Raw genomic sequence first — 23,621 nt, 5'->3', positions numbered from 1 at the left:
GGCGCGGTGGGGTGTGCGCGGCGCGCCGGAGTCTCACGCGCGGGTGAGGGCGGCCGCCCGGCGCCGGTGGCGGGCCACCCGCTCCCGGTTGCCGCAGACCTCGCTGGAGCACCAGCGCCGGCGGCGGCCCCGGGAGGTGTCGAGGTACAGGAGCGGGCAGTTGTCCCCCTCGCACTCGCGAAGCGCGGCCCGCGCGACGGGGTCGGTGAGCAGCTCCACGGCGTCCCGGGCGAGGAGCGCGAGCAGGGCGGCGGACCCGGGCGGCGCGACCAGCTCCCGCACCAGCAGTCCGTCGCCACGCCGTACGGCACAGGGCGCGGGCGGTGTCTCCCGGGCCACCTCGTTGACCCGCCCGAGCGCCCTCCCGTACGCCACCGGTCCGCCGCCGCGCCGCACCAACTGGGCTATGTCCTCCCGCACTTCCCTGAACCGCACGACCCAGGTCTCGTCGGCGTGCCCGAGCCCGGTACCCGCCGGCACCAGCCCGGCCTCCTCGATCCAGCCGCACAACGCCCGGACGGAGTCGAGCCGTTCACCTGGATGGCCGGTCGCCAGCAGATCCAGACAAACCCGTCCGGCATCGAACCGCAGCGCCATGCGCCTGTCACCGCCTAGGCATACGGGGAGTCGTACAGACCGCCTCCCTCCCACAGTGCCCGCCCGGACGTGTCCCCGGAACCCCCCGCACCGGGACAGGTCGACCGGCGGGGGCACCGGGCCCGTTCAACGGCTTCCGCCGCACCGGGGCCCGGGGCGGTGCGGGAAGTCGTAGGTTCGGGGGATGACGAACAGCGCCGTGCAAGAGGAGTTCCTCCGGTCCTTCCACGCCGGGCGGCCCGCCGTGACCGCCGAGGCGTTCGGGCGGGGGCGGGGGCCGGACGGGCGGTCCAGTTACGAGCTGCTGCGCGACCGGGTCGCCGGGCACCGGCGAGTGCTCGATCTCGGGTGCGGGGACGGGCTGTTGCTCGAACTGCTCGCCCGGGACGGCGGCAGGCAGCTCGCCGGGGTGGACCTCTCACCCGAGTCGCTGGCGCTCGCGCGGCAACGGCCGGCGCTCTCCACGGCACGCCTGCACACCGGGCGGGCCCAGGAACTGCCCTTCGCCGACGGGAGTTTCGATGCCTGCGTCTCCCATCTCGCGCTGATGCTCATGGGCGAGATCGAGCAGGTCGCCGCCGAGGTGGCCCGGGTGCTCGTACCGGGCGGGGTGCTCGCGTGCGTGGTGGGCGGCGGAGCCGTCGGCGAGGAGGCGTACGAGCGGTTCGTCGGGCTGCTGCGGCGCGCGGGCGGGGAGAGTCCCGCGCGGATCCCCGCGTTGGGGGACGGGCGGACGCGCAGCCGGGAGGGGCTCGATGAGGTTCTTCGGCCGGTGGGGTTCGGCGGTGTCGAGTGGGAGACCGTGCCCATCGACCTCGGCGGGACCCTGGAGCAGGTGTGGGAGTCCCTGTCCGGGCTCTACGATCTCGCGCCGATGGCGGAGCGGGCCGTCGCCCGGCTCCGTCAGGACTTCCTCGCCGATGTCGCGGACCTGGTCACGCCGGAGGGCTTCGTGCCCTGCGGGTTCACGGTGCACCTGGCCTCGGCACGGCTCGCCCGGCCGGCCTGACGCACACCGCCCGCCTGACGCACACCGCCGGCCCGGCTCGCACCGCGCCCGCGGCGGTGAGGCGGTCGGCGGTCCCGGGGCGCGGGCCGGGCAGGGTTCGTTCGAGGGGCGTACGGCCCGTGCCGTGGTCCTCGCGGAGGTGCGGCAGCGCGCGCACCGTCCCTGTGTGGCCACGGCCGGCACGGCTGAGCCGGTGATATCGGCGCATGACAAAGGCCCCGCCGCGTGAAGCGACGGGGCCTTTGCCCACATGGGGTCACTCCCCGGAGGGAGTTCGTGGAGATGGCGGGAATCGAACCCGCGTCCAACGGTGCGGAATCAGGGCTTCTCCGTGCGCAGTTCGCTGTGATTTTCTCAGCCCCGGCGATCACGCGAACAAGTCGCCGACGGGCTCAGTCACTGTTTGATTTCCCTCTTCACCCCGTGACCGGGATCAAGGTTTAGTCCCCTAGCTGATGCCAGGATCCGGGTCGGGAACAGCCCCGGGCTGACACTTCGCAAGTCGCTACTTAGGCAGCGAGGGCGAAGGAATCGCGCTTGGTGTTGGCGATTATTGGTTTCGGCCTGTGGTTTACGAGATCATGGCCGCTTCCTCGACACGCTTCCCCTGCTTCGACAGCCGCTGTCGAAACCGATCATCCCCATGTTGTTTTTTCAAGGTGCGCACCGGGCTCACGTCCGATGCTGCCGCCATCGTACGGGAACAACGCGGCTCCGTGCCACCGTATTCCCGCCCTACACGCCGCGCTGCCTGCGCTTCGCCGCCGCGATGGCGCGGTCCGACTCGCGCCGGTCCTGCTTCTCCCGCAGGGTCTGCCGCTTGTCGTACTCCTTCTTGCCCCGGGCGAGCGCGATCTCGGCCTTCGCGCGGCCGTCCCGGAAGTACAGGGCGAGCGGCACGATGGTGTGCCCGGTCTCCTGGGCCTTGGACTCCAGCTTGTCGATCTCCTCGCGGTGCAGCAGCAGCTTGCGCTTGCGGCGCGCGGAGTGGTTGGTCCAGCTGCCCTGGTGGTACTCCGGGATGTGGGCGTTGTGCAGCCACGCCTCGCCCCGGTCGATCTGGACGAAGCCGTCGGTCAGCGAGGTCCGGCCCTCGCGCAGCGACTTGACCTCGGTGCCGGTGAGCACGATGCCGGCCTCGTAGGTGTCGATGATCGCGTAGTCGTGCCGGGCCTTCTTGTTCTGGGCGACGATCTTGCGCTGGCCGCCCTTCTCGCCGTCCCTGGCCTTGCCCGCCCCGCCGCCCTGCTTGGGCTGGGACTCCTTGGGTACGTACATTCCCTTGCTCATAGTGCCGTCCATTTTCGCACTACGAGGGGGGCTCGCGGCCAGGCCTTTAATCGGCGTCGCCCAGGCCGGTGAGCACGGTCTCGGCGCGTCGCAGGACGCCGTCCCCGGCCTCCAGGTCGGGGGTGATGCCCCGGCCGTCGACCGCGTGCCCGGACGGGGTGCGGTAGTGGCCCACGGTCAGCTCGGCCACCGCGCCGTCCGGGAGGCTCGTCGGCATCTGGATGGAGCCCTTGCCGAAGGTGCGCGAGCCGATCACGACCGCCCGGCCCCGGTCCTGGAGGGCGCCGGTGAGCAGCTCGGCCGCGCTCATGGTGCCGCCGTCGACCAGGGCGACCAGGGGACGGGTGGTGTCCCCGCCGGGCGTGGCGTGCAGGGCGCGCTGGGCACCGTCGACGTCGTAGGTGGCGACCAGGCCGCCGTCCAGGAAGGCGGAGGCGGTGGCCACGGCCTCGGTGACCAGGCCCCCGGAGTTGCCGCGCAGGTCCAGGACGATGCCGTCGCCGGCCGGGGCGGCCCGCAGCGCCTCGCGGACCTGGGCGCCGGTGCCCTTGGTGAAGGCGGCGATCCTGATCAGGGTGGTCCGCACCGACAGCCGGCGGACGCTCACCGAGTCGGTGGTCAGCGTCGCCCGGCGCAGCGTCTCGGACCAGGCGCGGGTGCCGCGCTGGAGGCCGAGCGTGACGGTCGTACCGGCGGGCGCGTCGTCGGCGTCGCCGCGCAGCCGGGCGACCACCTCGGTGACCGGGAGGCCGTCGGCGCGGGCGCCGTCCACGCTGCGCAGCCGGTCGCCGGTGCGGATGCCGGCCGCGGCGGCGGGCGAGCCGGGCCGCACTTCGGTGACCTCGATACGGCCGTCCTGTTCCCGCGCCGCGGACAGGCCCACGCCGGTGTAGCGGCCGTCGAGGGAGTCCTGGAACTCCTGGTACTCGCCCTCGGAGTAGACGGCGCCCCAGCGGTCGCCGCTGCGGCTGACGGCCCGCTCGGCGGCCTCCATCGGGGACGTGCCGTCGGCCATCGCGCGGGCGGCGGCCTCCCGTACGCCCTCGTCGCGTGCGGCGCCCACGGGCACCGTCGTCGTACGGCGGGCCGGATGACCGGGGTCCGGAAAGGCCCCGGTGACCGCTCCGGCGACGAGGACTCCGGCGAAGACCAAGGTCAGCGCGGCCCCTTGGCGGGCGCGGTGAGGCGGACAGAGCGGGTCTCGGCCGGACATGGCGGTGAGTCTAGGACAACGGGCCCGCCGTCACGGCCCGTTGCCCCGCCCACCGCCTTGGTTTGCGTCACACCTTCAGGTACTTGCGCAACGCGAAGAACGCGGCCAGGGACGGCATCAGCACACTGGTCGCGAGGATCAGCGGCAGCTTGGTCAGCACCGAGTCCCAGCCGACGAAGTTGATCAGCGTCAGCTTGTGGGACAGATCCATGCCGTGGTCGATGGTGAAGTACCGGCCGACCACCAGGAAGACGCAGGCGAGTCCGCCGCCGATGAGCCCGGCGACCGCGGCCTCGGCGATGAACGGCGCCTGGATGTAGAAGCCGGAGGCGCCGACCAGGCGCATGATCCCGGTCTCACGCCGACGGCTGAACGCCGACACGCGCACGGTGTTGACGATCAGCAGCAGCGCCACGAACAGCATGAGCGCCATCACGCCGAGCGCGCCCCGGTTCATCAGGTTGAGCAGCTGGAAGAGGTTGTCCAGGATGCCCTTCTGGTCCTGCACCGACTGCACGCCGTCGCGCCCGTTGAACGCGGTCGCGACCACCTGGTACTTCTGCGGGTCCTTGAGCTTGATCCGGTACGACTCCTGCATCTGGTCCGGCGTCAGCGAGCCGGCCAGCGGGGAGTTGCCGAACTGCTCCTTGTAGTGCTTGTACGCCTGGTCCTGCGACTCGTACGACACCTTCTCGACGATCGGCATCTTCTGCAGGTCGGAGAGGATCTGCTTCTTCTGGTCCTCGGTGACCGCGCCCTTGGCGCAGTGCACGTCCTGCTCGGCGTCGTGCTTGTTGCACAGGAAGATCGAGACGTTGACCTTGTCGTACCAGTAGCCCTTCATGGTGCTCACCTGGTCGCTCATCAGCAGGGAGCCGCCGAAGAGGGCCAGGGACAGGGCGACGGAGACGATGACCGCGAAGGTCATCGTCAGATTGCGGCGGAGACCGACACCGATCTCCGACAGGACGAACTGGGGGCGCATGGCGTCGGGTTGTGCCTTTCCGTGGACGAACTGGGGCGCGCGGTCAGTGCTGGTAGCCGTAGACGCCGCGGGTCTGGTCGCGGACGAGGCGGCCCTTCTCCAGCTCGATGACGCGCTTGCGCATCTGGTCCACGATGTTCTGGTCGTGCGTCGCCATGATGACGGTGGTGCCCGTCCGGTTGATCCGGTCGAGCAGCTTCATGATGCCGACGGAGGTCTGCGGGTCGAGGTTGCCGGTGGGCTCGTCGGCGATCAGCAGCTTGGGCCGGTTGACGAACGCGCGCGCGATGGCCACCCGCTGCTGCTCACCGCCGGACAGCTCGCCGGGCATCCGGTCCTCCTTGCCGCCGAGGCCGACGAGGTCGAGCACCTGGGGCACGGACTTGCGGATCTCACCGCGGGACTTGCCGATCACCTCCTGCGCGAAGGCCACGTTCTCCGCGACCGTCTTGTTGGGCAGCAGGCGGAAGTCCTGGAAGACGGTCCCCAGCTGGCGGCGCATCTGCGGCACCTTCCAGTTGGAGAGGCGGGCGAGGTCCTTGCCCAGCACGTGCACCTGGCCGTGGCTGCACCGCTCCTCACGGAGGACCAGCCGCAGGAAGGTGGACTTTCCGGAGCCGGAGGACCCCACGAGGAAGACGAACTCGCCCTTTTCCACTTCCAGGGAGACATCCCTGAGTGCGGGACGGGTCTGCTTGGGGTAGACCTTGGAGACATTGTCGAATCGGATCACGGATGCACCACGGGTCGCCGGGGGTAGATGAGCGTGACCATACGCGAACCGGGTGCGCAAGCGCAGGCGCAGGCTGAGGTTGGGCAAGACTTGTACGCTTTTGCACCGGTCGCCGGTCCGGGCGCGGAGACGGGCGCGGAGACGGGCGCGGTGACGGCCTTTCCGGGCGCCGCGGCACGGGCCCCGCGCACGGCGCGGCGGAAACTGGCACAGTGGGAGGGGAACGTTCGCGTTCCTGTGCGCGTTGTACGAAGTGATACGGCCGGTGCGAGGAGGGCGAGCGCATGACGTACGACCGGTTGGTGTGCGCGAACTGCGCGGCGCCCGTGAGCGAGGGCCGGTGCCCGGTGTGCCGTGCCAACCGCGAGCGTCTTCAGCAGGAAGGCTTCCTGGGCGGGATCAATCCGATGGCGCTGATCGCGCTGCTGGCGGTGCTGATCGCCGCGGTGGCGCTGCTGGCCCACCAGACCGTCTGACCAGGTAAGAAGCGGCCGAGAAAAGCCCCAGAAACCCGTCAGGGCCCGGAGCGGGAAGCTCCGGGCCCTGTGGCGTACGCCGGGTGTGCGGACGGCTGCCGTCAGGCGGCCGCGCCGCCACGGCCCGCCAGGCGCGGCAGGACGCGGAAGCCGATGCCGCCGGCGATCATCGTCGCGGCGCCGATGACCAGGAACGTGGTCTGCCCGGCACCGGTCTCGGCGAGCTGCTTGCCACCGGTCTGCGGCTGCGGGTTGTCCGAGCCGGTGTCGGTGAGGGCCGAGGAGCCCTCCTCCTGGGAGACGTTGTCGTTGCCGCCGCCCTGGGGGCTGTCGCCACCGGTGCCGGAACCGCCGCCGGTGCCGCCGCCGTGGTGACCGCCGCCGCCGGTGCCACCGCCGGTGCCGTTGCCGCCGGAGTTGCCGTTGCCGCCGGTGGTCTGGTGGCCGCCCGTGGTGTCGCCGCCGCCGGTGGTCTGGTGCCCGCCGGTGGTGTCGCCGCCGGTGGTCGGGGTGCCGCCGGTGGTCTGGTCGCCACCGGTGGTGGTGTCGTCCCCGCCGGTGGACGTGGTGGTGTCGTCACCGCCCGTGGAGGTCGTGGTGTCGTCGCCACCGGTGGACGTGGTGCTGTCGTCGCCACCCGTGGACGTGGTGGTGTCGTCACCGCCCGTGGTCGTCGTGGTGTCGTCGCCACCGGTGGACGTGGTGCTGTCGTCGCCACCCGTGGTCGTCGTGGTGTCGTCACCACCGGTGGTCGTGGTGTCGTCGCCACCCGTGGAGGTGGTGGTGTCGTCCCCGCCGGTCGTGTCGCAGACTCCGACAGGGTCGCAGCCGTCGGCCTTCACACCGAGGTTGATCGGGCCCGCGTGGACGTCGAGGTCCAGGGCGGAGGCCGCACCGGCGGCGGTCAGGGACGCACCGGCCGCGATCACGGCGCCCGCGGCTATCCGCGCGACCCGGATCCGCGTCTTCTTCGTCATATGGTTGCTACCCCCAGTAGCTGTTCGTCAGTGAGGCCGCGCGGTGGGGCTGGCCGTGATCGACGGAAGCGGCTGACGAAGCCCGAATCAAGGCCGAGCGATTCGGCACCCCCGGTTCACATGCACCCCAGATACACGCATGCCGCGCTCACCCTTCCGATTTTTCAAAGCAACGTCAAGAGCGTTCTGGCCGCTTTGCCCGAAGGGGAGGGCTTTCAGGGGTATTCGGAGTGTGTGACTGTGATGTAAAAGCCGGGCAAAACAACAACTGCCGCCACTCGGGCGGCAGTTGTCATGTCGACAAAGTTACTTCTCCTGCTGCTTGCGCCAGCGGATTCCGGCTTCCAGGAAACCGTCGATCTCACCGTTGAACACGGCCTCGGGGTTGCCGACCTCGTGCTCGGTGCGCAGGTCCTTGACCATCTGGTACGGGTGCAGCACGTACGAACGCATCTGGTTGCCCCAGGAGTTGCCGCCGTCGCCCTTCAGGGCGTCCATCCTGGCCTGCTCCTCCTGGCGGCGGCGCTCCAGCAGCTTGGCCTGGAGGACGTTCATCGCGGTGGCGCGGTTCTGGATCTGCGACCGCTCGTTCTGGCAGGAGACCACGATGCCGGTGGGCAGGTGGGTGATGCGGACCGCGGAGTCGGTCGTGTTGACGCCCTGGCCGCCGGGACCGGAGGAGCGGTAGACGTCGATGCGCAGCTCGGACTCGTCGATCTCGACGTGGTCGGACTGCTCGACCACGGGCAGCACCTCGACACCGGCGAAGGACGTCTGGCGGCGGCCCTGGTTGTCGAAGGGCGAGATGCGCACCAGCCGGTGGGTGCCCTGCTCGACGGAGAGGGTGCCGTAGGCGTACGGCGCCTGCACGGAGAAGGTGGTCGACTTGATGCCGGCCTCTTCGGCGTACGACGTCTCGATGAGTTCCGTCTTGTAGCCGCGCTGCTCGGCCCAGCGCAGGTACATGCGCTGGAGCTTCTCGGCGAAGTCGGCGGCGTCGACACCGCCGGCCTCGGCGCGGATGTTGACCAGAGCCTCACGGGAGTCGTACTCGCCGGACAGGAGGGTACGGACCTCCATCTCGTCCAGCGCCTTGCGTACGGCGGCCAGCTCGGACTCGGCCTCGGCGCGGGTGTCCGGGTCGTCCTCCTCCTCGGCCATCTCGAAGAGGACCGAGAGGTCGTCGATGCGACCGCGCAGCGCCTCCGCCTTCCTGACCTCGGCCTGGAGGTGGGAGAGCTTGCTGGTGATCTTCTGCGCCTCGTCCGGGTTGTCCCACAGGGACGGGACCGCCGCCTGCTCCTCAAGCGCGGCGATATCTGCCCTCAGCTTGTCGAGGTCCAGGACGGCCTCGATCGACTCCATGGTCGAGGAGAGGGACTTCAGCTCTTCGGAAACATCGACGACTGCCACGGTTCAAGCGTAACGGCTGTGGCAAGCGACCTCCGCCGCGCTGCTTGCGCCCGGGTCTGGTCCGCGCGCCCGTCGGGCTCGGCGGGCTGCTGGGTGGGCGTCTGAGAAGCGGCGAGGGGGTGCCGGGCTTTCCAGCCGACCGATGCGGGTGGGTGGGGGGAAAGGGGGTCAGGGGGCGGACGATGTCGATGCCGGGCGCGGGGAGTCGGCCGGGGAGTCCGACGTCGCCCACCACGCGCCGACCGACACCAGCACGGCCACCCCCACCCCGGCCACCCCCACCGTGATCCGCCGCCTGCGCACCGCCGCGCGGTGTTTCGCCGAGCCCGGCCGAGGGGCCCCCGCCGGACGCGGTGCCCGGGCCGTGCCGTGCGCGCCGCCGGCCAGCTCGTCGGGCGCGGGCACCCGCATCGACGTGTGCGTGTCGCGGTTGGAGTCGGGCCGGGCGCCCTGGACGAGGGAGACCGCGCCCCGTCGTCGTACCGGCGCACCCCCCGCCGGGGCCGCGGGCGCCGCCGGTTCCTCCTCGGCCGCCTCCTCCGAGAGGTCCGGCTCGTCCACGTCCAGCGGCGGCAGCCCGGCCAGCGTCGGCAGCTGCTCCCGCAGCCGCGCCGCCAGCTCGGACGCCCGCAGCCGGGACGCGGGCGCCTTGGCGAGGCACTGCACGAGCAGCTGCCACAGCTCCTCGGGGATACCGGGGAGGGGGACCACCGTCTCGGTGACATGGCGGCGCAGCACCGCGCCCGGGTGGCCGCCGCCGAACGGCGTGAAGCCCGCCAGCAGCTCGTACAGCACCGTGGCCAGCGCGTAGATGTCCACGGAGGCCCGCGGGGGCAGCCCCTCGACGATCTCCGGGGCCAGATAGTCCGGCGTACCGATGATCTTCGTGGCGCGCGTCCGCCGCGGCGCGTCGATCAGCTTGGCGACCCCGAAGTCGGTCAGCAGCGCCGGATGCGCCCCGCCGGGGCCGAGCGGGCCCTGCATGTCGAGCAGCACGTTCTCCGGCTTGACGTCCCGGTGCACGATCCCCGCCGCGTGCGCCGCGGCCAGCGCGTCCGCGACATCGGCGACGATCGCCACCGCGGCCTCGGGCGCCAGCCTGCGTTCCCGCTCCAGGCGGGTGCGCAGATCGGTGCCGCGCACCAGGTCCATCACCAGGGCCAGGTCATTGCCGTCGACCACGAGGTCGCGCACGGTGACGATGTGCGGGTGCTCCAGCCCGAGCAGCGCCGTGCGCTCCTGGACGAAGCGCCCGACCAGCTCCTGGTCCGAGGCGAGGTCCTCCCGCAGCAGCTTGATCGCGACGGGACCCTCGGGCCCCTCGCCCAGCCACACCGTGCCGGCGCTGCCCCGCCCCAGGATCTGGTTCGCGGTGTACCGGCTGCCGATCTTCCGTGCCAAGACTGCTCCTACAGACGCGTGTTGTCGTTAAAACTACGCGTCCGGCGAGCCAACCTTCACCGCGGCGGCGGAAATCACCCGCCAGATGTCGACAAATCCACTACCTCACGGATCAGTTGCTGCCGCCCAGGTCCTTCACCCAGCCGCTCACCTGGCCGGCCCAGTGGGACAGTTCGTGCCAGTAGCCGCGGCCCTGGCCGACCCAGGTGTGCAGCGGGGTCAGCTCCCAGATCAGCCAGCTCGCCACCACCAGGATGACGATGGTGAACAGGCAGCCCTTCAGACAGCCGAGGCCGGGGATCTTCATCGGGTTGGCGCTGCGCTGCCGCGGCGCCCTGGGCTCCCGCGCGGGCCGCTGCGGCTGCTGCGGCGGGGCGTACTGCTGGGGCTGGCGCTGCGGCTGGTGCTGCTGAGGCTGCTGGGGTGCGTAGCCGTACCCCTGCTGATATCCCTGCCGGCCCTGCCCCTGCTGACCCTGCCCCTGCCGTCCGCGCTGCTGCGGCTGCTGCGGGCGCGGCTGCGGCGCCTGCCGGGGCTGTTGCTGCGGGCGGGCCACCTGCCGCTGGGGCCGGTGGTGCAGCGGGTCGTCCTCCGGGGAGAGGTACTGGATCTGCGTCTGCTCATTGCGGTCCCGGGCGGCCCGCAGCTGGTTCTGCCAGGGGTGCGGCTGCTCGGGCCCGGGGCCCTGCGGCCCGGATCCCTGCGGTCCGGTGTTCGGCAGCACCGCCGTCGGGTCGGCCGCGCCGGTGTGCGGCAGCACGGCGGTGGGGTCCGCGGCACCGGCGGGTCCGGCGGTGTGCGGCAGGACGCTGGTGGCGCCGTTCGGGTCGTACGAGCCCTGCGGGGCGCCCGTCGGCAGCACCTGCGTGGGGTCCGCCGCGCCGGCCGTGCCCGGCTCGCCCGGTACCGAGGTCGGGGCCGGGTCGGGGGCGAGCAGCGCGCCGACGCCCTCGGCCGCCGCGATCTGGGCGGAGTTCGCGTGCACCCCGATGCCCTCGGCGACGACCCGCAGGGCGCGCGCGAGGTTCTCGGCGCTGGGCCGCTCCAGGGGGTTCTTGCGCAGGCAGCGCTCGATCACCGTCCACAGCGGGTCCGGCACGGTGGAGGGCCGGCGCGCCTCGGCGCTCAGGTGCTGGTGCAGCACCTCGAGCGAGGTGGCGCCGGAGAACGGCGGACGGCCGGTGACCAGCTCGTACAGCAGGATGCCGGCGCCGTACACATCGACGGCGGAGGTCTGCGGGCGGCCCTCGGCGGACTCCGGGGCGACGTACGCGGGCGTGCCGACGAACTCCTGGGTGCGGGTCAGGCCCGGGGAGTCGGCGAGGCGGGCGATGCCGAAGTCGGTCAGCATCGGGTGCATCTCGCCGTCCCGCTGCCGCAGCAGCACGTTGGCGGGCTTCAGGTCGCGGTGGACGACGCCGTCGCGGTGGCTCGCGGCGAGCGCGTCGGCGACCTGCGCGGTCAGCAGGGCGGCGGCGACCGGCGTCAGGGGGCCGTTCTCGCGCAGGTAGCGGTGCAGGTCGGGGCCGTCGACCAGGTCCATGACCAGCGCCAGCAGCTCGCCCTCCACGACCAGGTCGCGGACCCGGACGATGTTCGGGTGGGTGAGCCGGAGCAGTACGGAGCGCTCCCGCAGGAAGCGCATCACGATGTCCGGGTCGCTCGCCAGCTCTTCCTTCAGGACCTTGATCGCGACCGTTTCGCCCGGCTGGCCTGCGACGGCCGCCTCGGCGCCCGCGGTCTCGCGCTGGCGGGCACGCCAGACGGTGCCTGTGGCGCCGCGTCCGAGCGGCTCCTCAAGCAGGTACTTGCTGCCGACTGGCCGCACGTCACGCGCTCCCTGCTGCTTGCTGATGCTGCTTGCCTGCATTCCGGATGTTCCGCACCACTGTAGTGGGGCCGGGCGGGACGCCACGTGAGCGTTCCCGGGCGGGCTCGATGGAAAGACGCGTGTCTTTCGTCCGTGGTTGCCCGAAGCCGACGGAAGCCGACGCAACCGGCCACAAGGCCGACGGAAGCGGCCATCGGAGGGGACGTGACCGATCTCAACTGATCGCCGTCGTGGTCCATGTCAGGCACTTTTGGGGTCAGAGCCGACCAATCAAGATCACTTCGCACCGGGTGGCGGGCACGGCGTCGGCGGCAGGTGCGAGGATGCTCCGAGTACTGGCCGACGTGCTCGTGTGGGGTGGGGGGTAGTCCGCGCCCGCGCAGACCCGCGCAGAAGGGACCGCTGACGCCGATGCAGATCCGGCTGACCGTCGTAGACCCGCCGGGCCCGCCCCCGCAGCGGGGCACGAGCCGCGACGTGCTGGTCACGGCGCCCGCGGGCACCGACCTCGCCGCGGTCGCGTCCGCGCTGGCCGGGGCGGTCACCGGGGAGGGCGCGGGCCGCGACACCGGGGGCGCGGCGGTCGTGCTGTACGCCGGTGCCGAGCGGCTCGATCCGCGCCGCGCCGTGCTCGGGGAGCCGCCGCTGGTGGACGGCGCCGTACTGGCCCTCGGCGCGCCCCTGGCCGCCGAACCGCACCCCGAGCTGGACGACGCGCCCACGCAGCTGCATGTGGTGGCGGGCCCGGACGCGGGCGGGGTGCACCTGCTGCACGGCGGCCGGATCACGGTCGGGCGCTCGGCGGACGCGGATGTGCCGCTGGACGATCCCGATGTGTCGCGGCTGCACTGCGCGGTGACGGTGGGCGCGGACGGCCGGGTGTCCGTGGCGGACCTGGGTTCCACGAACGGTACGACGCTGGACGGCACGCGGATCGGGGAGCGGGCGGTGCGGGTGCCCGCCGGGGGCCTGCTGCGGATCGGGGAGTCGGCGCTGCGGGTCGCGCCCGGGGGCCCGCGGGTGCGGGTGCCGGTGGTCGCGGACGGCGAGGGCTGCCTGCGCGTCGGACCCGGCGCGGACGCGCCGGACGCCGGGTTCCCCCCTGCCCCGCCCGGCGGGCCATGGACCGGTCCCGCCGACGCACCGCCGCCGTCAGGAGCGGACACCGGGCACGCCTACGGCTCCGCCTCCTGGGGAACCGCGGACGAAGGACTGCCCGCCGGACGCGACGGCGACACCCACGCGGGCCGGTTCGGGGTCGGCGGCGGGGCGCAGAGCGTCCGGCGGCGGGGCGGGCTCGGTGCCTGGGCCCGGCGGCTGGCCGGCGGGCGCGGGGAGCAGCCGGCGGACGGCGCGCCGTCGTACGGCGAGGCGCTCCCGGCCGGTGGCGCCCCGGACGCCGGGGTCCCGCAGCGGCCCGACACCTGGCCGGATCCCGCCGCGCTGCTGCTCACCGCGCTCGGCCCCGGGCCCCGGCTGTGGGAGCGCGGCCCCGGCCACCCGGAGGCGCTGGCCGTACGGCTCGGCACCGCCGACCGGAGCGCACCGGACGGCTCGGGCCTGCTGCCCGCCGTACCGGTGACCGCCGCGCTGCGGGAGGCGGGCGCGCTGGGCCTCGCCGGTCCCCGGCCCCGGCTGTCCGGGCTGGCCCGCGCGGTGCTGGCGCAGCTCGCCGCGCTGCACTCCCCCGATCTGCTGGAGATCGTGCTGATCAGCGCGGACGGCTCCCGGCCGGTGGCGGAGCGCGCGGCCGAGTGGTCCTGGCTGGGCTGGCTGCCGCACGTCCGTCCGAACCACGGCCAGGACTGCCGCCTGCTGCTGGCCTACGACCGCGAACAGGCCGCCGCCCGCGCGGAGGAGCTGCTGCGCCGGGTGGACGACCTCACGGCGCGCGGCGCGGGGACCGCCCGGCCCCATGCGATCCCGGCGCAGAGCACGGGGGGTGCCGGGGCGCGGTCGTACCCGCGGCCGTACGACGCCCCGCTGATCCCCCACCAGAGCCAGGCCCCCGGCACACCCGCCGCGCCCGCCGGTCCCCTCGGCGGCCCGGTCCCCGGCTCCCTCTCCCCCGCCTTCGGCGCGCCGCCCCGGAGTCCCCGCCGCCCCTCCTGGGCCAAGGACGAGGCCGACCTGGGCGGCACCGGCTTCCCGGGCCCGTACACGGTGGTCGTGGTGGACGGCGACCCCGGCGGGACCGGACTCCAGGAGGCCCTGGCCCGGCTCGCCGCGGTGGGCCCCCGGGCCGGGGTGCATGTGCTGTGTCTGGCGGAGGTCTCCGCGTCCACGGCGTCCTCCCCGGTGGCCCGTACCTACGACACCGCGTGCACGGTGACCCCGACGCTGCGGCACTGCGGGGCCGTGGCCCTGCTCAGCGGCGATGTGGCCGGCACCCTCCAGCTGATGCGGGTCGCGCCGGGCGGGCCGGTGACGCCCGGGGTGCTCGCGACCGTGGACGCGGTGTCTTCGGCGTGGGCGGAGCGGTTCGCGCGGGCGCTGGCGCCGCTGCGGCCGGACGGACCGGCCGGTGCCGGGCACGCGCGGGTGGCGGCGCCGCTGCCGCAGTCGGCGCGGCTGCTGGACGAGCTGGGCCTGGCCCGGGCCACCCCGGCCTCGCTGATGGCCCGCTGGGCGGACGCGGCCGACGATCCGGAGGCGCTGGGCGGCCGGGCGCGTGCCGTGCTCGGCGCCGGACCGCACGGCCCGGTCACCGCGGATCTGGTGGCCGACGGCCCGCATCTGCTGATCGAGGGCCCGGCGGGCAGCGGCCGTACCGAGCTGCTGCGGGCCGTGGTGGCCTCGCTGGCCGCGGCCGAGCGGCCGGACCGGCTCGGCCTGGTGCTCATCGACGGCCGGGACGGCGTGGGCACCGGCACCGGGCGCAACGAGGGCCTGCGGGTCTGCGTGGAGATACCCCATGTGACGACCCACCTGATCGCCAACGACCCTGTGCGCATGCGGGAGTTCGCGCAGTCGCTCGGCGCGGAGCTGAAGCGGCGCGCGGAGCTGCTGGGCCGCACCGACTTCGCGCAGTGGCACGCGGGGCGGGCGCTGCCGGGCCGCGTCGTCGCGCAGCGCACCCCGCCCGGCGCGGGCGACATCGAGACGCCGCCCAGCTCCACGCTGCGGCTGCGGCCGGGCGCGGCGGCACGCCAACGCGCCGAGGCGGTACCGCCGTTGCCCCGGCTCGTGGTGGTCGTCGACGACCTGGACGCGCTGGTCTCCCCCGCGCTCGGCGCCCCGGGCCGGCCCGCCGCCGGTTCGGTGACCCGGGCCCTGGAGGCGGTGGCCCGGGAGGGCGAGCGGCTCGGCGTGCACCTGGTGGCGGCGGCCGGCACGGACGGCCGTACGGCGGACAGCGAACCGGCCCGCCGGGCGACCCTGCGCGTCCGGCTCGCGGCACCCCAGCAGGGGCCCGACGAACCGGCCCCAGGACGAGGCGAGTTGAACCGCTCGGGCGCCCCCGCGGTGGAGTTCCAGGCGGGCCGGGTCACCGGCCGTATCCCGCGCACCGCGACCCAGCGCCCCACGGTCGTCCCGCTGGACTGGCACCGCATGGGCGACCCGCCCACCCGCCGCCCCGTCCGCGAACTCGGCAACGGCCCCACCGACCTGGCCCTGCTGGCCAGTGCCGTGGAACGCGCCGCCCGCCAGGTCGCGGCCGCCCAGGTGCCCTCGCTGCTGTAGACGCGGGCGAGTCCCAACTCGGCCTGGATCACGGCGCATACGCCTCTGATCACGACCCGGTCACGATCACCCCTTCCCGGACGCAGGCGCTCTTGCCCCGCCCCCACGGCCCGCGTACACCGGAGCGCACGGACAGCGTTCCGGCGTTCACGGTGCACGGACGTTCCCGGCGCCCGGACGTTCCCGGTGCGCGACGGAGAACGACGAACGGGGAAGTGATGCACAGCAGGAGCAGCACCATCCGGACCGGCCGGGCCGCCGGCGCGGTCGCCGCGTTGCTCGCGGGGGGCCTCGTGCTCGGCGCGTGCTCCGGCGGGGGCGGCGACGGCCGGAAGGACAAGGGGAGTTCGCCGTCCGCCGGCGGCTCGGTGTCGCTGCCCCGGCTGGACGGCGCGCATCTGGAGATCGCGGCCGTGTGGACCGGGCAGGAGCAGACGAACTTCAAGAAGGTGCTGGCGGAGTTCGAGAAGCGGACCGGCGCGAAGGTCACCTTCGTGCCCGCGCAGGACCCGATCATCAACTTCCTCGGCTCCAAGATCGCGGGTGGGCAGCCGCCGGACATCGCGCTGCTGCCGCAGCCCGGCGCCATCAAGCAGGCCGTGGACAAGGGCTGGGCCAAGCCGGTCGGACCGGACGCGCTCAAGGAGGTGCGGAAGAACTACTCGCCGGGCTGGCAGGACATCGGCAAGGTGAACGGCAAGGAGTACGGCGTCTACTACAAGGCCGCCAACAAGTCGCTCATCTGGTACAACGCCAAGGTCTTCGAGAACGCGGGCGCCAAGGAGCCCACGACGTGGAAGGACCTGCTGACGACCGCGCAGGCCGTCTACGACTCCGGGGTCACGCCCTTCTCCGTGCCGGGCGCGGACGGCTGGCCGCTGACGGACTGGTTCGAGAACGTCTACCTCTCGCAGGCCGGCCCCGAGAAGTACGACCAGCTGGCCCAGCACAAGATCAAGTGGACCGATCCCTCCGTGAAGCAGGCGCTGGAGACGCTGGCGCAGATCTGGGGCAAGAAGGACTACCTGGCGGGCGGGCAGGACGGCGCCCTCCAGACCGAGTTCCCGAACTCGGTCACCCAGACCTTCACCGGCGGCGACCAGCCGAAGGCCGCGATGATCTACGAGGGCGACTTCGTGCAGGTCAACATCGGTGAGACCAAGGCGAAGGTGGGCACGGACGCCAAGGTGTTCCCGTTCCCGGCGGTCGGCTCCACCGCGCCCGTGGTCTCCGGCGGCGACGCGGCGGTCGTCCTGAAGGACTCCAAGGCGGCGCAGGCCCTGATGACCTTCCTCGCCTCCCCGGACGCGGCCACCATCCAGGCGAAGCTGGGCGGCTACCTCTCGCCGAACAAGAACGTGCCCGTCTCGGCGTACCCGAACAGCGTCCAGCAGAAGATCGCCAAGTCGCTGATCGCGTCCGGCGACGACTTCCGCTTCGACATGTCCGACCAGGCCCCGCAGGCGTTCGGCGGCACCCCCGGCAAGGGCGAGTGGAAGGATCTCCAGGACTTCCTGAAGAACCCGGGCGATGTCGCGGGCGCCCAGGCCGCGCTGGAGAAGGACGCGGCGGCCGCGTACGGGAACGGGAGCTGAGCCGGCGATGGCTTCGGCAGCGGCGGCCGGGGCCCCACCGGGTCCCGCCGCACCCCGCGCGCGCAAGAGCGTGACCGGCACCCGCAGGACCGTGGCAGTGCTGTTCCTGCTGCCCGCCCTGGTGCTGCTGGGCGCGCTCGTGGTCTACCCGATCGGGTACTCGGTCGTCCGCAGCTTCGGCACGAACTCCGGGCACGGGTTCGCCGGATTCGACAACTACAGGACGGTCTTCACGGACGACGGCATCCTCACCGCCCTCAAGAACAACGTCATCTGGGTGGTGTTCGCGCCCGCCGTCTCCACCGCGCTCGGGCTGATCTTCGCGGTGCTGACCGAACGGGTGCGCTGGGGAACGGCGTTCAAGCTGGTCGTCTTCATGCCGATGGCTATCTCGATGCTCGCGGCCGGGATCATCTTCCGGCTGGTGTACGACCAGGACCCGGACAAGGGCGTCGCCAACGCCGCGTGGGTGTCGGTGCACGACACGTTCGCGCGGTCCTCGGCGTTCCCGATGGCCCACCCGGGCCGCGAGTCGCCGCTCGTCCCGCAGGGCGGCGGCTTCGTCACCAGGGCCGCCGTGCACGCCGGGCAGCCGGTCACCCTGCCGCTCGTCGGGGTCGCCCCGGACAAGATGCCCGGCGACGCGAAGAAGGCGACGGCCGCGACGGCCGAGCCGGGCAAGGTCACCGGCACCACCTGGCAGGACTTCACCCGCGGCAAGGGCGTCGGCCGGCTCGGCGCGCCCGACCCGGGCGAGCTGGGCTATCCGGGGATGCGGATCGAGGCGGTGAAGGACGGCAGGGTCGTGGCGTCCACGAAGGCGGCGGCGGACGGCACCTTCACGCTGCCCGCGGCGGCCGACGGCGCCCGGCTCCGGCTGCCCGCGGGCAACTTCCGGGAGCCGTACAACGGCGTGGAGTGGCTCGGCCCCTCGCTGGTCACCCCGGCGATCATCGGCGCGTACGTCTGGATGTGGGCGGGCTTCGCGATGGTGCTGATCGCGGCCGGGCTCGCGGGCATGCCCCGGGAGCTGCTGGAGGCCGCGCGGGTGGACGGCGCCAACGAGTGGCAGGTGTTCCGCAGGATCACCGTGCCGCTGCTCGCGCCCGTCCTCGCGGTCGTCGCCGTCACCTTGATGATCAACGTGCTCAAGGTCTTCGACCTCGTCTACATCATCGCCCCCGGCTCCTCCCAGGACGACGCGAACGTGCTCGCCCTGGAGCTGTACCGCAGGGGCTTCGCGGAGGGCCAGCCGGGCGTGGCGAGCGCGATCGCCGTGTTCCTGCTGGTGCTGGTGATCCCGGTGATGCTGTTCAACATCCGACGGCTTCGGCGGGAGGTACGACGATGACGGCACTCGCCACCGGCACCCGGGGGGCGACCCCGCCCGCCGCAGCGGCCCGGCCCTCGCTCGGCGCCCGGATCACTCGCGGCCTGGGCGGCCCCCTGGTCCGCGTCCTCCTCGTCCTCGTCGGCCTCTTCTGGCTGATACCGACCATCGGCCTGCTGATCTCCTCCCTCCGCTCCCCCGACGACATGAGCGCGAGCGGCTGGTGGACGGTGTTCACCAAGCCCTCCCAGCTGACCTTCGCCAGCTACCAGAAGCTGCTGGAGAACGGCGACATCACCCACTCCCTGCTGAACACGGTCCTGATCACGGTCCCGGCGACCGTCCTGGTCGTGGTCATCGGCTCCCTCGCCGGATACGCGTTCGCCTGGATGGAGTTCCCGGGCCGGGACTGGTGGTTCCTCGCCGTGGTCAGCCTGCTGGTGGTGCCGGTGCAGGTGGCGCTGATCCCGATCGCCGAACTCTTCGGCAAGATCGGCCTGTTCGGGACGATCCTCGGCGTGGTCCTGTTCCACACCGGCTTCGGACTGCCGTTCGCGGTGTTCCTGCTGCGGAACTTCTTCGCCGAGATCCCCCGCGAACTGCTGGAGGCGGCCCGCCTGGACGGCGCCGGCGAACTGCGCCTGTTCGCCCGCGTGGTGCTGCCCCTGGGCGGCCCGGCCATCGCGAGCCTCGGCATCTTCCAGTTCCTGTGGGTGTGGAACGACATGCTGGTCGCCCTGGTCTTCACCAAGTCCGGCACCCAGCCGATCACGGTCGCCCTCCAGACCCAGGTACGGCAGTTCGGCAACAACATCGACGTCCTGGCACCCGGCGCGTTCATCTCCATGGTGATCCCGTTGGCCGTCTTCTTCGCGTTCCAGCGGCAGTTCGTGTCGGGGGTGATGGCGGGGGCGGTGAAGTAGGCCCTGGCGGACGTGGCCGGCGGCCCTGGTGCCCCGTTCGCGGGGGCCGGGGCCGTCTACGACTCCAACGGGACGATCACGGAGGGACCGGCGAACTCGGCGGCGAGCGCGTCCATGATCAGCTCGTCACAGACCTGGCCGAGCCAGTACCCCGCCTGGCGGAGCCTTCCGGCGGCGCGGAAGCCGGCCTTCTCGTAGGCGTGAACGGCGGAGTCGGGCAGCAGGGTGGCGATTCCGGCGGGGACCGGTACCTCGCCGGTGAGGTCGTAGACGGTGAAGCGGATGTTGTCGCCCCGGATCTGGTGGGCCATGCCCTCGGTGCGGGCCTCCAGTGACCCGGGCTGCTGACGGCCGTAACCGACGAGGACGACGGGCGGCCTCCGATGGTGAGGACGGGCATGTAGACGAGGGTGGACTCGGGCGCCCTTCGCTGCTGGTATGCACTTGGGAGTTGTCACGGGCCCGTTTGCAGTCCTCCGCTTCCCGTTGACCGGTGACGGGGTCGCCACGGAACCGCCGACGGTCTACGCGGACGGGTACACCGGCGGCCTGTACCTGGACAAGGAGCGGGAGGTACAGCAGTACGACGCGGCCTTCAACGACATCTGGGAAGCATCGCTGGACGAGCAGGCGTCAAGACGCCTGATTGCCGAGGTAGCAGGGAGCTATGAAAAGGGTTGAGAAGGCCGAGTGGTTCAAGTCGAGCCACAGCAACGGAAACGGCTCCTGCGTCGAGGTGGCACACCTTGACGACGCAGTCGCCACACGAGACAGCAAAGAGCAGGCGGGACCGATCTTGACCAGCACCTTCGAAGGGTGGCAGGCATTCATCGGAAGCGTGGTCAAGGGCGAGCTATAGGGACTGCCCTCAGCGATCTGAAGGACGACGCGCCCCCCTGTACGGCTGCCTGTGGCCGCACAGGGGGCGTTTGTCAATTCTTACCGAAGAGGCCAGCTACCAGCCGGATCACCGACACAGCCCCGCTCTCCCATCACCGTCAGACGCCTCAGCCACCACCCCGACCCCCCAGGAACCATGAGCGGACAGCCGGCACAGCCCATCATCGACACTCACGTCCTTCTCCTCGACAGCGAGAAGGTCCTTCTCTCGCAGCGAGGCGGCCCCTACGGCTACCGCCGGTGGCACCTGCCCTCCGGCAAGCTCGACCAGGGCGAATCCCTCACCGTCGGGGCAGCCCGCGAGCTGTTCGAGGAGACCGGCGTCACGACCGACCCCGGCCACCTGGAACTCCGGCATGTCGTGCACCACCGCCAGGAGGACGGTTCCGAGCGGATCGGGTTCTTCTTCGTGGCCACCAGGTGGGCGGGGACACCCGTCAACAAGGAACCCGAGAAGTGTCTCGCGCTCCAGTGGTTCGCCACCCATGATCTCCCGGAGGACGTCATCGAGTATCCCTACGCGGGCCTGCACGGCTGTCTCGGCCGGTCCGGCTCCCTGACGCTGCACGGGTGGCAGTAGCCACAGCACCAGCCGGTCGGCCCTCAGACCGGCCCCGCTCGCTCACCGGGCGGGCTGCCCGGCGTAAGACATCACAGAACGACAGAACGCCCTTCGTGCGGCCGCGCGGGGGGCGTTTCTCATGGCCAGGCGGCGAACTGCCGCTGGGACAGCGCCCGTCGGGCAGGACGGAGCCGTCCCCCACGCGTTCACCGGCCGTCCCCCGAATGCCGTACGGGCCGTAACCCCGTCACCCTTTCGGCCGTTCCCGGGCAGAACGCCCGCGCCGTCAGACCCATGGATGTCCCGTGCCCAGGTTCAGTGTCATCGTCCCCGCGTACCAGGTCCAGGCGTATCTCCCCGAGTGCCTGGACTCGGTGCTGTCGCAGTCGTACCCGGATCTCGAAGTCATCGCGGTGGACGACGGTTCGCCGGACGCGTGCGGGGAGATCATCGACGAGTACGCGGCCCGGGATCCCCGGGTGAAGCCGTTACACCTGGGCGAGAACCGGGGGCTCGGGCGGGCCCGCAATGCCGGGATCGCGCAGGCCACCGGGGAGTATCTGGTCTTCCTGGACAGCGACGACACCCTCACCCCGGGCGCGCTCGCGGCGGTCGCCGAGCGGATCGACGCGACCGGGGCGCCGGATGTGCTGGTGTACGACTACGAGCGCACGTACTGGGACGGGCGGCGGGTGCGCAACCATCTCGCGGCCGAGCTGAGCGAGTGGGGCCGGGCGCCCTTCCGGCTCACCGACCGGCCGGGGCTGCTGCGGGTGCTGATGGTGGCCTGGAACAAGGCGTACCGGCGGGAGTTCGTCGCGGCGGAGGGCTTCACCTTCCCGCCGGGCTACTACGAGGACACCCCCTGGACCTTCCCGGTGCTGATGGCGGCCGGTTCGATCGCCACGCTGGACCGGGTGTGCGTGCACTACCGGCAGCGCCGCCAGGGCAGCATCCTGTCCACCACCAGCCGTAAGCACTTCGACCTGTTCGACCAGTACGAGCGGGTCTTCGCCTATGTCGCCGACCATCCGGAACTCGCCTTCTGGAAGCCGGAGTTGTTCCGGCGGATGATCGACCACTACGGCGTCGTGTTCACCCGCCCCGGACGGCTGCCGCGCGGCAGCCACGGGGAGTTCCTGCGCCGGGCCCGCGACCACCACCGCCGCTACCGGGTGCCGAAGGCGCGGCTGCGGCGCAGGCATCTGCTGATCCGGTTCGGGCTGCACCGCACCTTCCGGGCCCTGCGGTACGTCGCCGCCGCCCGCCGCCGCCTGCGGGGACTCGTGCTGGGCCCGGCGCGCGCCGTGCGCTCCGCCGCGCTGCGGCTGCACTACCGGATCCAGCTGCGGCTGCCGCTGCGGCCCGAGCGCGCGGTGTTCGCCGTCGAGGGCGGGTACGGCGGCGACCCGGCCGCGCTGGAGGAGGCGATGCGCCGGTACGCCCCGCATGTGCGCTCCTCCTGGATCGCCGACCCGGCGCACCCGCGCCCGCTCCCGGCCGACCCGCGCCTCGTCGTCCCCGGCACGGCCGCCCACTGGACGGCGCTCGCCCGCTCCACGTACCTGTTCGGCGACGCCCACCTCACCCGGGGACTGCGCAAGCGGGACGGGCAGATCCTCGTCCGCACCCTCGGCGGAACCCCCCTCGGCCATACGGGACTCGATCTGGTGGAGCGTCCCGCGGCCGTGCCCGGCGCCGACCCCGTGGGCCTGCTGCGGGACGTCGACCAGTGGGACCACGTCGTCTCCGGCAACCGGCACTCCACCCTGACCTGGCAGCGGGTCCACCCGGGCCGCTGGACCGCCCTGGAGTACGGCAGCCCGCGCACCGACGTCTTCCAGCGGGCCACCCCGGACGACGTGGCCCGGCTGCGCGCCACCCTGGGCATCCCGGCGGGCGCGGTCGCAATCCTCTACGCGCCCGCCCGCCGCGAGCACCGGCGCACCCAGCACCTCCCGCTGGACCTGCCGCGGCTCGCGCGCGGACTCGGCCCGCGCTTCGTGCTGCTCGCCCGCGCCCACGGGGACGTGCCGGTCGAGGGCCCCCGGGTCATCGACGTCTCCGCGCACCCCTGTCCCGAGAGCCTGTGTCTGGCCGCGGACGCGCTGCTCACCGACCAGTCGCCGCTCATGTTCGACTACGCCGGGCTCGACCGGCCGATCGTGCTGCACACCGGGGACTGGACGGCGTACACGGCCGTCCGCGGCGCCTATGTCGACCTGCCCGGCGCCCCGCCCGGCGCGGTGGGCCGCGACGAGGACGAACTGGCCGAGGTGTTCACCGACGGCCACTGGAACGGGGCACGGGCCGCGCTGCTGCGGGCCGCGTTCCGGGAGCGGTTCTGCCCGTGGGACGACGGGCGGGCCGCCGAACGGGTCGTACGGCACATCGTGCTGGGCCGCACCGAGCCGTCCCCGGTGGTACCGCTGGGCGAGCGCCGCCCGGTGCGCTCCGCCATGGCGGACACCCCGTGCCCGGCGCGGTCCCCGCTGGCCACCGTGCCGCATCCGGCCGGCCACCGCCCCGTCACCAGGGCTGCCGAACACCGTTGACTGCACCGGAAGTTGCCATGCCCCTCGGCCCGACCCGGCCCACCCCGAGCCGGCCGCCCACCTGGCGCCCGGCGGGCCGACCGGCGGGCCGACCGGGGGGCCGGGTGCGCGCGGCGCCGTAGAGACACGTCCGCAGGACGACAGGAA

The 23,621-nt window shown here is 72.7% G+C and carries 19 protein-coding genes, 1 other RNA gene and 2 pseudogenes; 10 read left to right on the top strand and 12 right to left on the bottom strand.

Annotation, left to right across the window (positions count from 1 at the left end; all coding sequences use genetic code 11):
- Positions 1 to 33: 33 nt before the first annotated feature.
- Positions 34 to 597, bottom strand: coding sequence for an ABATE domain-containing protein (locus QHG49_RS21615; RefSeq protein ID WP_159701835.1), 564 nt, complete (start codon positions 595 to 597; stop codon positions 34 to 36).
- Between the two features lie 184 nt (positions 598 to 781).
- Here QHG49_RS21615 and QHG49_RS21610 point away from each other — a divergent pair, with 184 nt between their 5' ends.
- On the top strand, positions 782 to 1,606 hold the full coding sequence (locus QHG49_RS21610) for a class I SAM-dependent methyltransferase (protein WP_301490812.1): 825 nt from the start codon (positions 782 to 784) through the stop codon (positions 1,604 to 1,606).
- A 43-nt stretch (positions 1,607 to 1,649) separates the two neighbouring features.
- Here QHG49_RS21610 and QHG49_RS34145 read toward each other — a convergent pair.
- From QHG49_RS34145 to ftsE, 6 genes and pseudogenes are all read right to left on the bottom strand, one after another.
- Positions 1,650 to 1,778: pseudogene (locus QHG49_RS34145) on the bottom strand (ankyrin repeat domain-containing protein); the annotation flags it as partial.
- A 102-nt stretch (positions 1,779 to 1,880) separates the two neighbouring features.
- Positions 1,881 to 2,249, bottom strand: a transfer-messenger RNA (tmRNA) gene (gene ssrA / locus QHG49_RS21600).
- A gap of 92 nt (positions 2,250 to 2,341) precedes the next feature.
- Entirely contained in the window at positions 2,342 to 2,884 is a 543-nt protein-coding gene (gene smpB / locus QHG49_RS21595; RefSeq protein WP_159708225.1) for an SsrA-binding protein SmpB, read from the bottom strand.
- A gap of 58 nt (positions 2,885 to 2,942) precedes the next feature.
- On the bottom strand, positions 2,943 to 4,109 hold the full coding sequence (locus QHG49_RS21590; protein WP_186337814.1) for a S41 family peptidase: 1,167 nt from the start codon (positions 4,107 to 4,109) through the stop codon (positions 2,943 to 2,945).
- 67 nt (positions 4,110 to 4,176) lie between these two features.
- Positions 4,177 to 5,094, bottom strand: a complete 918-nt coding sequence (gene ftsX, locus QHG49_RS21585) for a permease-like cell division protein FtsX (RefSeq protein WP_145485249.1) — start codon at positions 5,092 to 5,094, stop codon at positions 4,177 to 4,179.
- 43 nt (positions 5,095 to 5,137) lie between these two features.
- Positions 5,138 to 5,827, bottom strand: a complete 690-nt coding sequence (gene ftsE, locus QHG49_RS21580; RefSeq protein ID WP_037651391.1) for a cell division ATP-binding protein FtsE — start codon at positions 5,825 to 5,827, stop codon at positions 5,138 to 5,140.
- A gap of 284 nt (positions 5,828 to 6,111) precedes the next feature.
- Here ftsE and QHG49_RS21575 point away from each other — a divergent pair, with 284 nt between their 5' ends.
- On the top strand, positions 6,112 to 6,303 hold the full coding sequence (locus QHG49_RS21575; RefSeq protein WP_145485248.1) for a hypothetical protein: 192 nt from the start codon (positions 6,112 to 6,114) through the stop codon (positions 6,301 to 6,303).
- Between the two features lie 101 nt (positions 6,304 to 6,404).
- Here the strand turns inward: QHG49_RS21575 and QHG49_RS21570 are convergent, their stop codons facing one another.
- The 4 genes from QHG49_RS21570 to QHG49_RS21555 all read right to left on the bottom strand — a co-directional run bounded on the left by QHG49_RS21570 (position 6,405) and on the right by QHG49_RS21555 (position 11,922).
- Positions 6,405 to 7,280, bottom strand: coding sequence for a hypothetical protein (locus tag QHG49_RS21570; RefSeq protein ID WP_301490811.1), 876 nt, complete (start codon positions 7,278 to 7,280; stop codon positions 6,405 to 6,407).
- Between the two features lie 306 nt (positions 7,281 to 7,586).
- Positions 7,587 to 8,693: a peptide chain release factor 2 gene (gene prfB / locus QHG49_RS21565; RefSeq protein ID WP_145485246.1), complete on the bottom strand. Its 1,107-nt coding sequence runs from the start codon at positions 8,691 to 8,693 to the stop codon at positions 7,587 to 7,589.
- A gap of 168 nt (positions 8,694 to 8,861) precedes the next feature.
- Entirely contained in the window at positions 8,862 to 10,094 is a 1,233-nt protein-coding gene (locus QHG49_RS21560) for a serine/threonine-protein kinase (RefSeq protein ID WP_159701842.1), read from the bottom strand.
- Positions 10,095 to 10,206: 112 nt separating this feature from the next.
- Positions 10,207 to 11,922, bottom strand: coding sequence for a serine/threonine-protein kinase (locus QHG49_RS21555; RefSeq protein ID WP_301490808.1), 1,716 nt, complete (start codon positions 11,920 to 11,922; stop codon positions 10,207 to 10,209).
- A 414-nt stretch (positions 11,923 to 12,336) separates the two neighbouring features.
- Here QHG49_RS21555 and QHG49_RS21550 point away from each other — a divergent pair, with 414 nt between their 5' ends.
- The 4 genes from QHG49_RS21550 to QHG49_RS21535 all read left to right on the top strand — a co-directional run bounded on the left by QHG49_RS21550 (position 12,337) and on the right by QHG49_RS21535 (position 19,457).
- On the top strand, positions 12,337 to 15,609 hold the full coding sequence (locus tag QHG49_RS21550) for an FHA domain-containing protein (protein WP_301490806.1): 3,273 nt from the start codon (positions 12,337 to 12,339) through the stop codon (positions 15,607 to 15,609).
- A 218-nt stretch (positions 15,610 to 15,827) separates the two neighbouring features.
- Complete coding sequence (locus tag QHG49_RS21545) at positions 15,828 to 17,204, top strand: ABC transporter substrate-binding protein (RefSeq protein WP_159701846.1); 1,377 nt, start codon at positions 15,828 to 15,830, stop codon at positions 17,202 to 17,204.
- Between the two features lie 7 nt (positions 17,205 to 17,211).
- Entirely contained in the window at positions 17,212 to 18,555 is a 1,344-nt protein-coding gene (locus QHG49_RS21540) for a carbohydrate ABC transporter permease (protein WP_301490804.1), read from the top strand.
- Positions 18,552 to 19,457: a carbohydrate ABC transporter permease gene (locus tag QHG49_RS21535; RefSeq protein WP_159701850.1), complete on the top strand. Its 906-nt coding sequence runs from the start codon at positions 18,552 to 18,554 to the stop codon at positions 19,455 to 19,457. Before QHG49_RS21540 ends, QHG49_RS21535 begins: the two co-directional genes overlap by 4 nt.
- Positions 19,458 to 19,513: 56 nt before the next feature.
- Here the strand turns inward: QHG49_RS21535 and QHG49_RS21530 are convergent, their stop codons facing one another.
- Positions 19,514 to 19,768, bottom strand: coding sequence for a GNAT family N-acetyltransferase (locus QHG49_RS21530; protein ID WP_301490803.1), 255 nt, complete (start codon positions 19,766 to 19,768; stop codon positions 19,514 to 19,516).
- A gap of 112 nt (positions 19,769 to 19,880) precedes the next feature.
- Between QHG49_RS21530 and QHG49_RS21525 the strand changes: the two are divergent.
- The 4 genes and pseudogenes from QHG49_RS21525 to QHG49_RS21510 all read left to right on the top strand — a co-directional run.
- Positions 19,881 to 20,138 (top strand): annotated as a pseudogene (locus tag QHG49_RS21525) (Scr1 family TA system antitoxin-like transcriptional regulator); the annotation flags it as partial.
- A complete protein-coding gene (locus tag QHG49_RS21520) occupies positions 20,125 to 20,316 on the top strand; it encodes a DUF397 domain-containing protein (RefSeq protein ID WP_159701854.1) in 192 nt (63 codons plus the stop codon). The pseudogene QHG49_RS21525 and the gene QHG49_RS21520, both read left to right, overlap by 14 nt.
- Positions 20,317 to 20,493: 177 nt before the next feature.
- A complete protein-coding gene (locus QHG49_RS21515; protein WP_301490800.1) occupies positions 20,494 to 20,937 on the top strand; it encodes an NUDIX domain-containing protein in 444 nt (147 codons plus the stop codon).
- 287 nt (positions 20,938 to 21,224) lie between these two features.
- Positions 21,225 to 23,474, top strand: coding sequence for a bifunctional glycosyltransferase family 2 protein/CDP-glycerol:glycerophosphate glycerophosphotransferase (locus QHG49_RS21510; RefSeq protein ID WP_301490798.1), 2,250 nt, complete (start codon positions 21,225 to 21,227; stop codon positions 23,472 to 23,474).
- The last annotated feature ends 147 nt before the right edge of the window (positions 23,475 to 23,621 follow it).

Origin of the sequence: Streptomyces sp. WP-1 (assembly GCF_030450125.1) — a bacterium.
Taxonomy (GTDB): domain Bacteria; phylum Actinomycetota; class Actinomycetes; order Streptomycetales; family Streptomycetaceae; genus Streptomyces; species Streptomyces incarnatus.
Note: the sequence above shows the minus strand (reverse complement) of the source record. Positions and strands in the feature narration are given on the sequence as shown.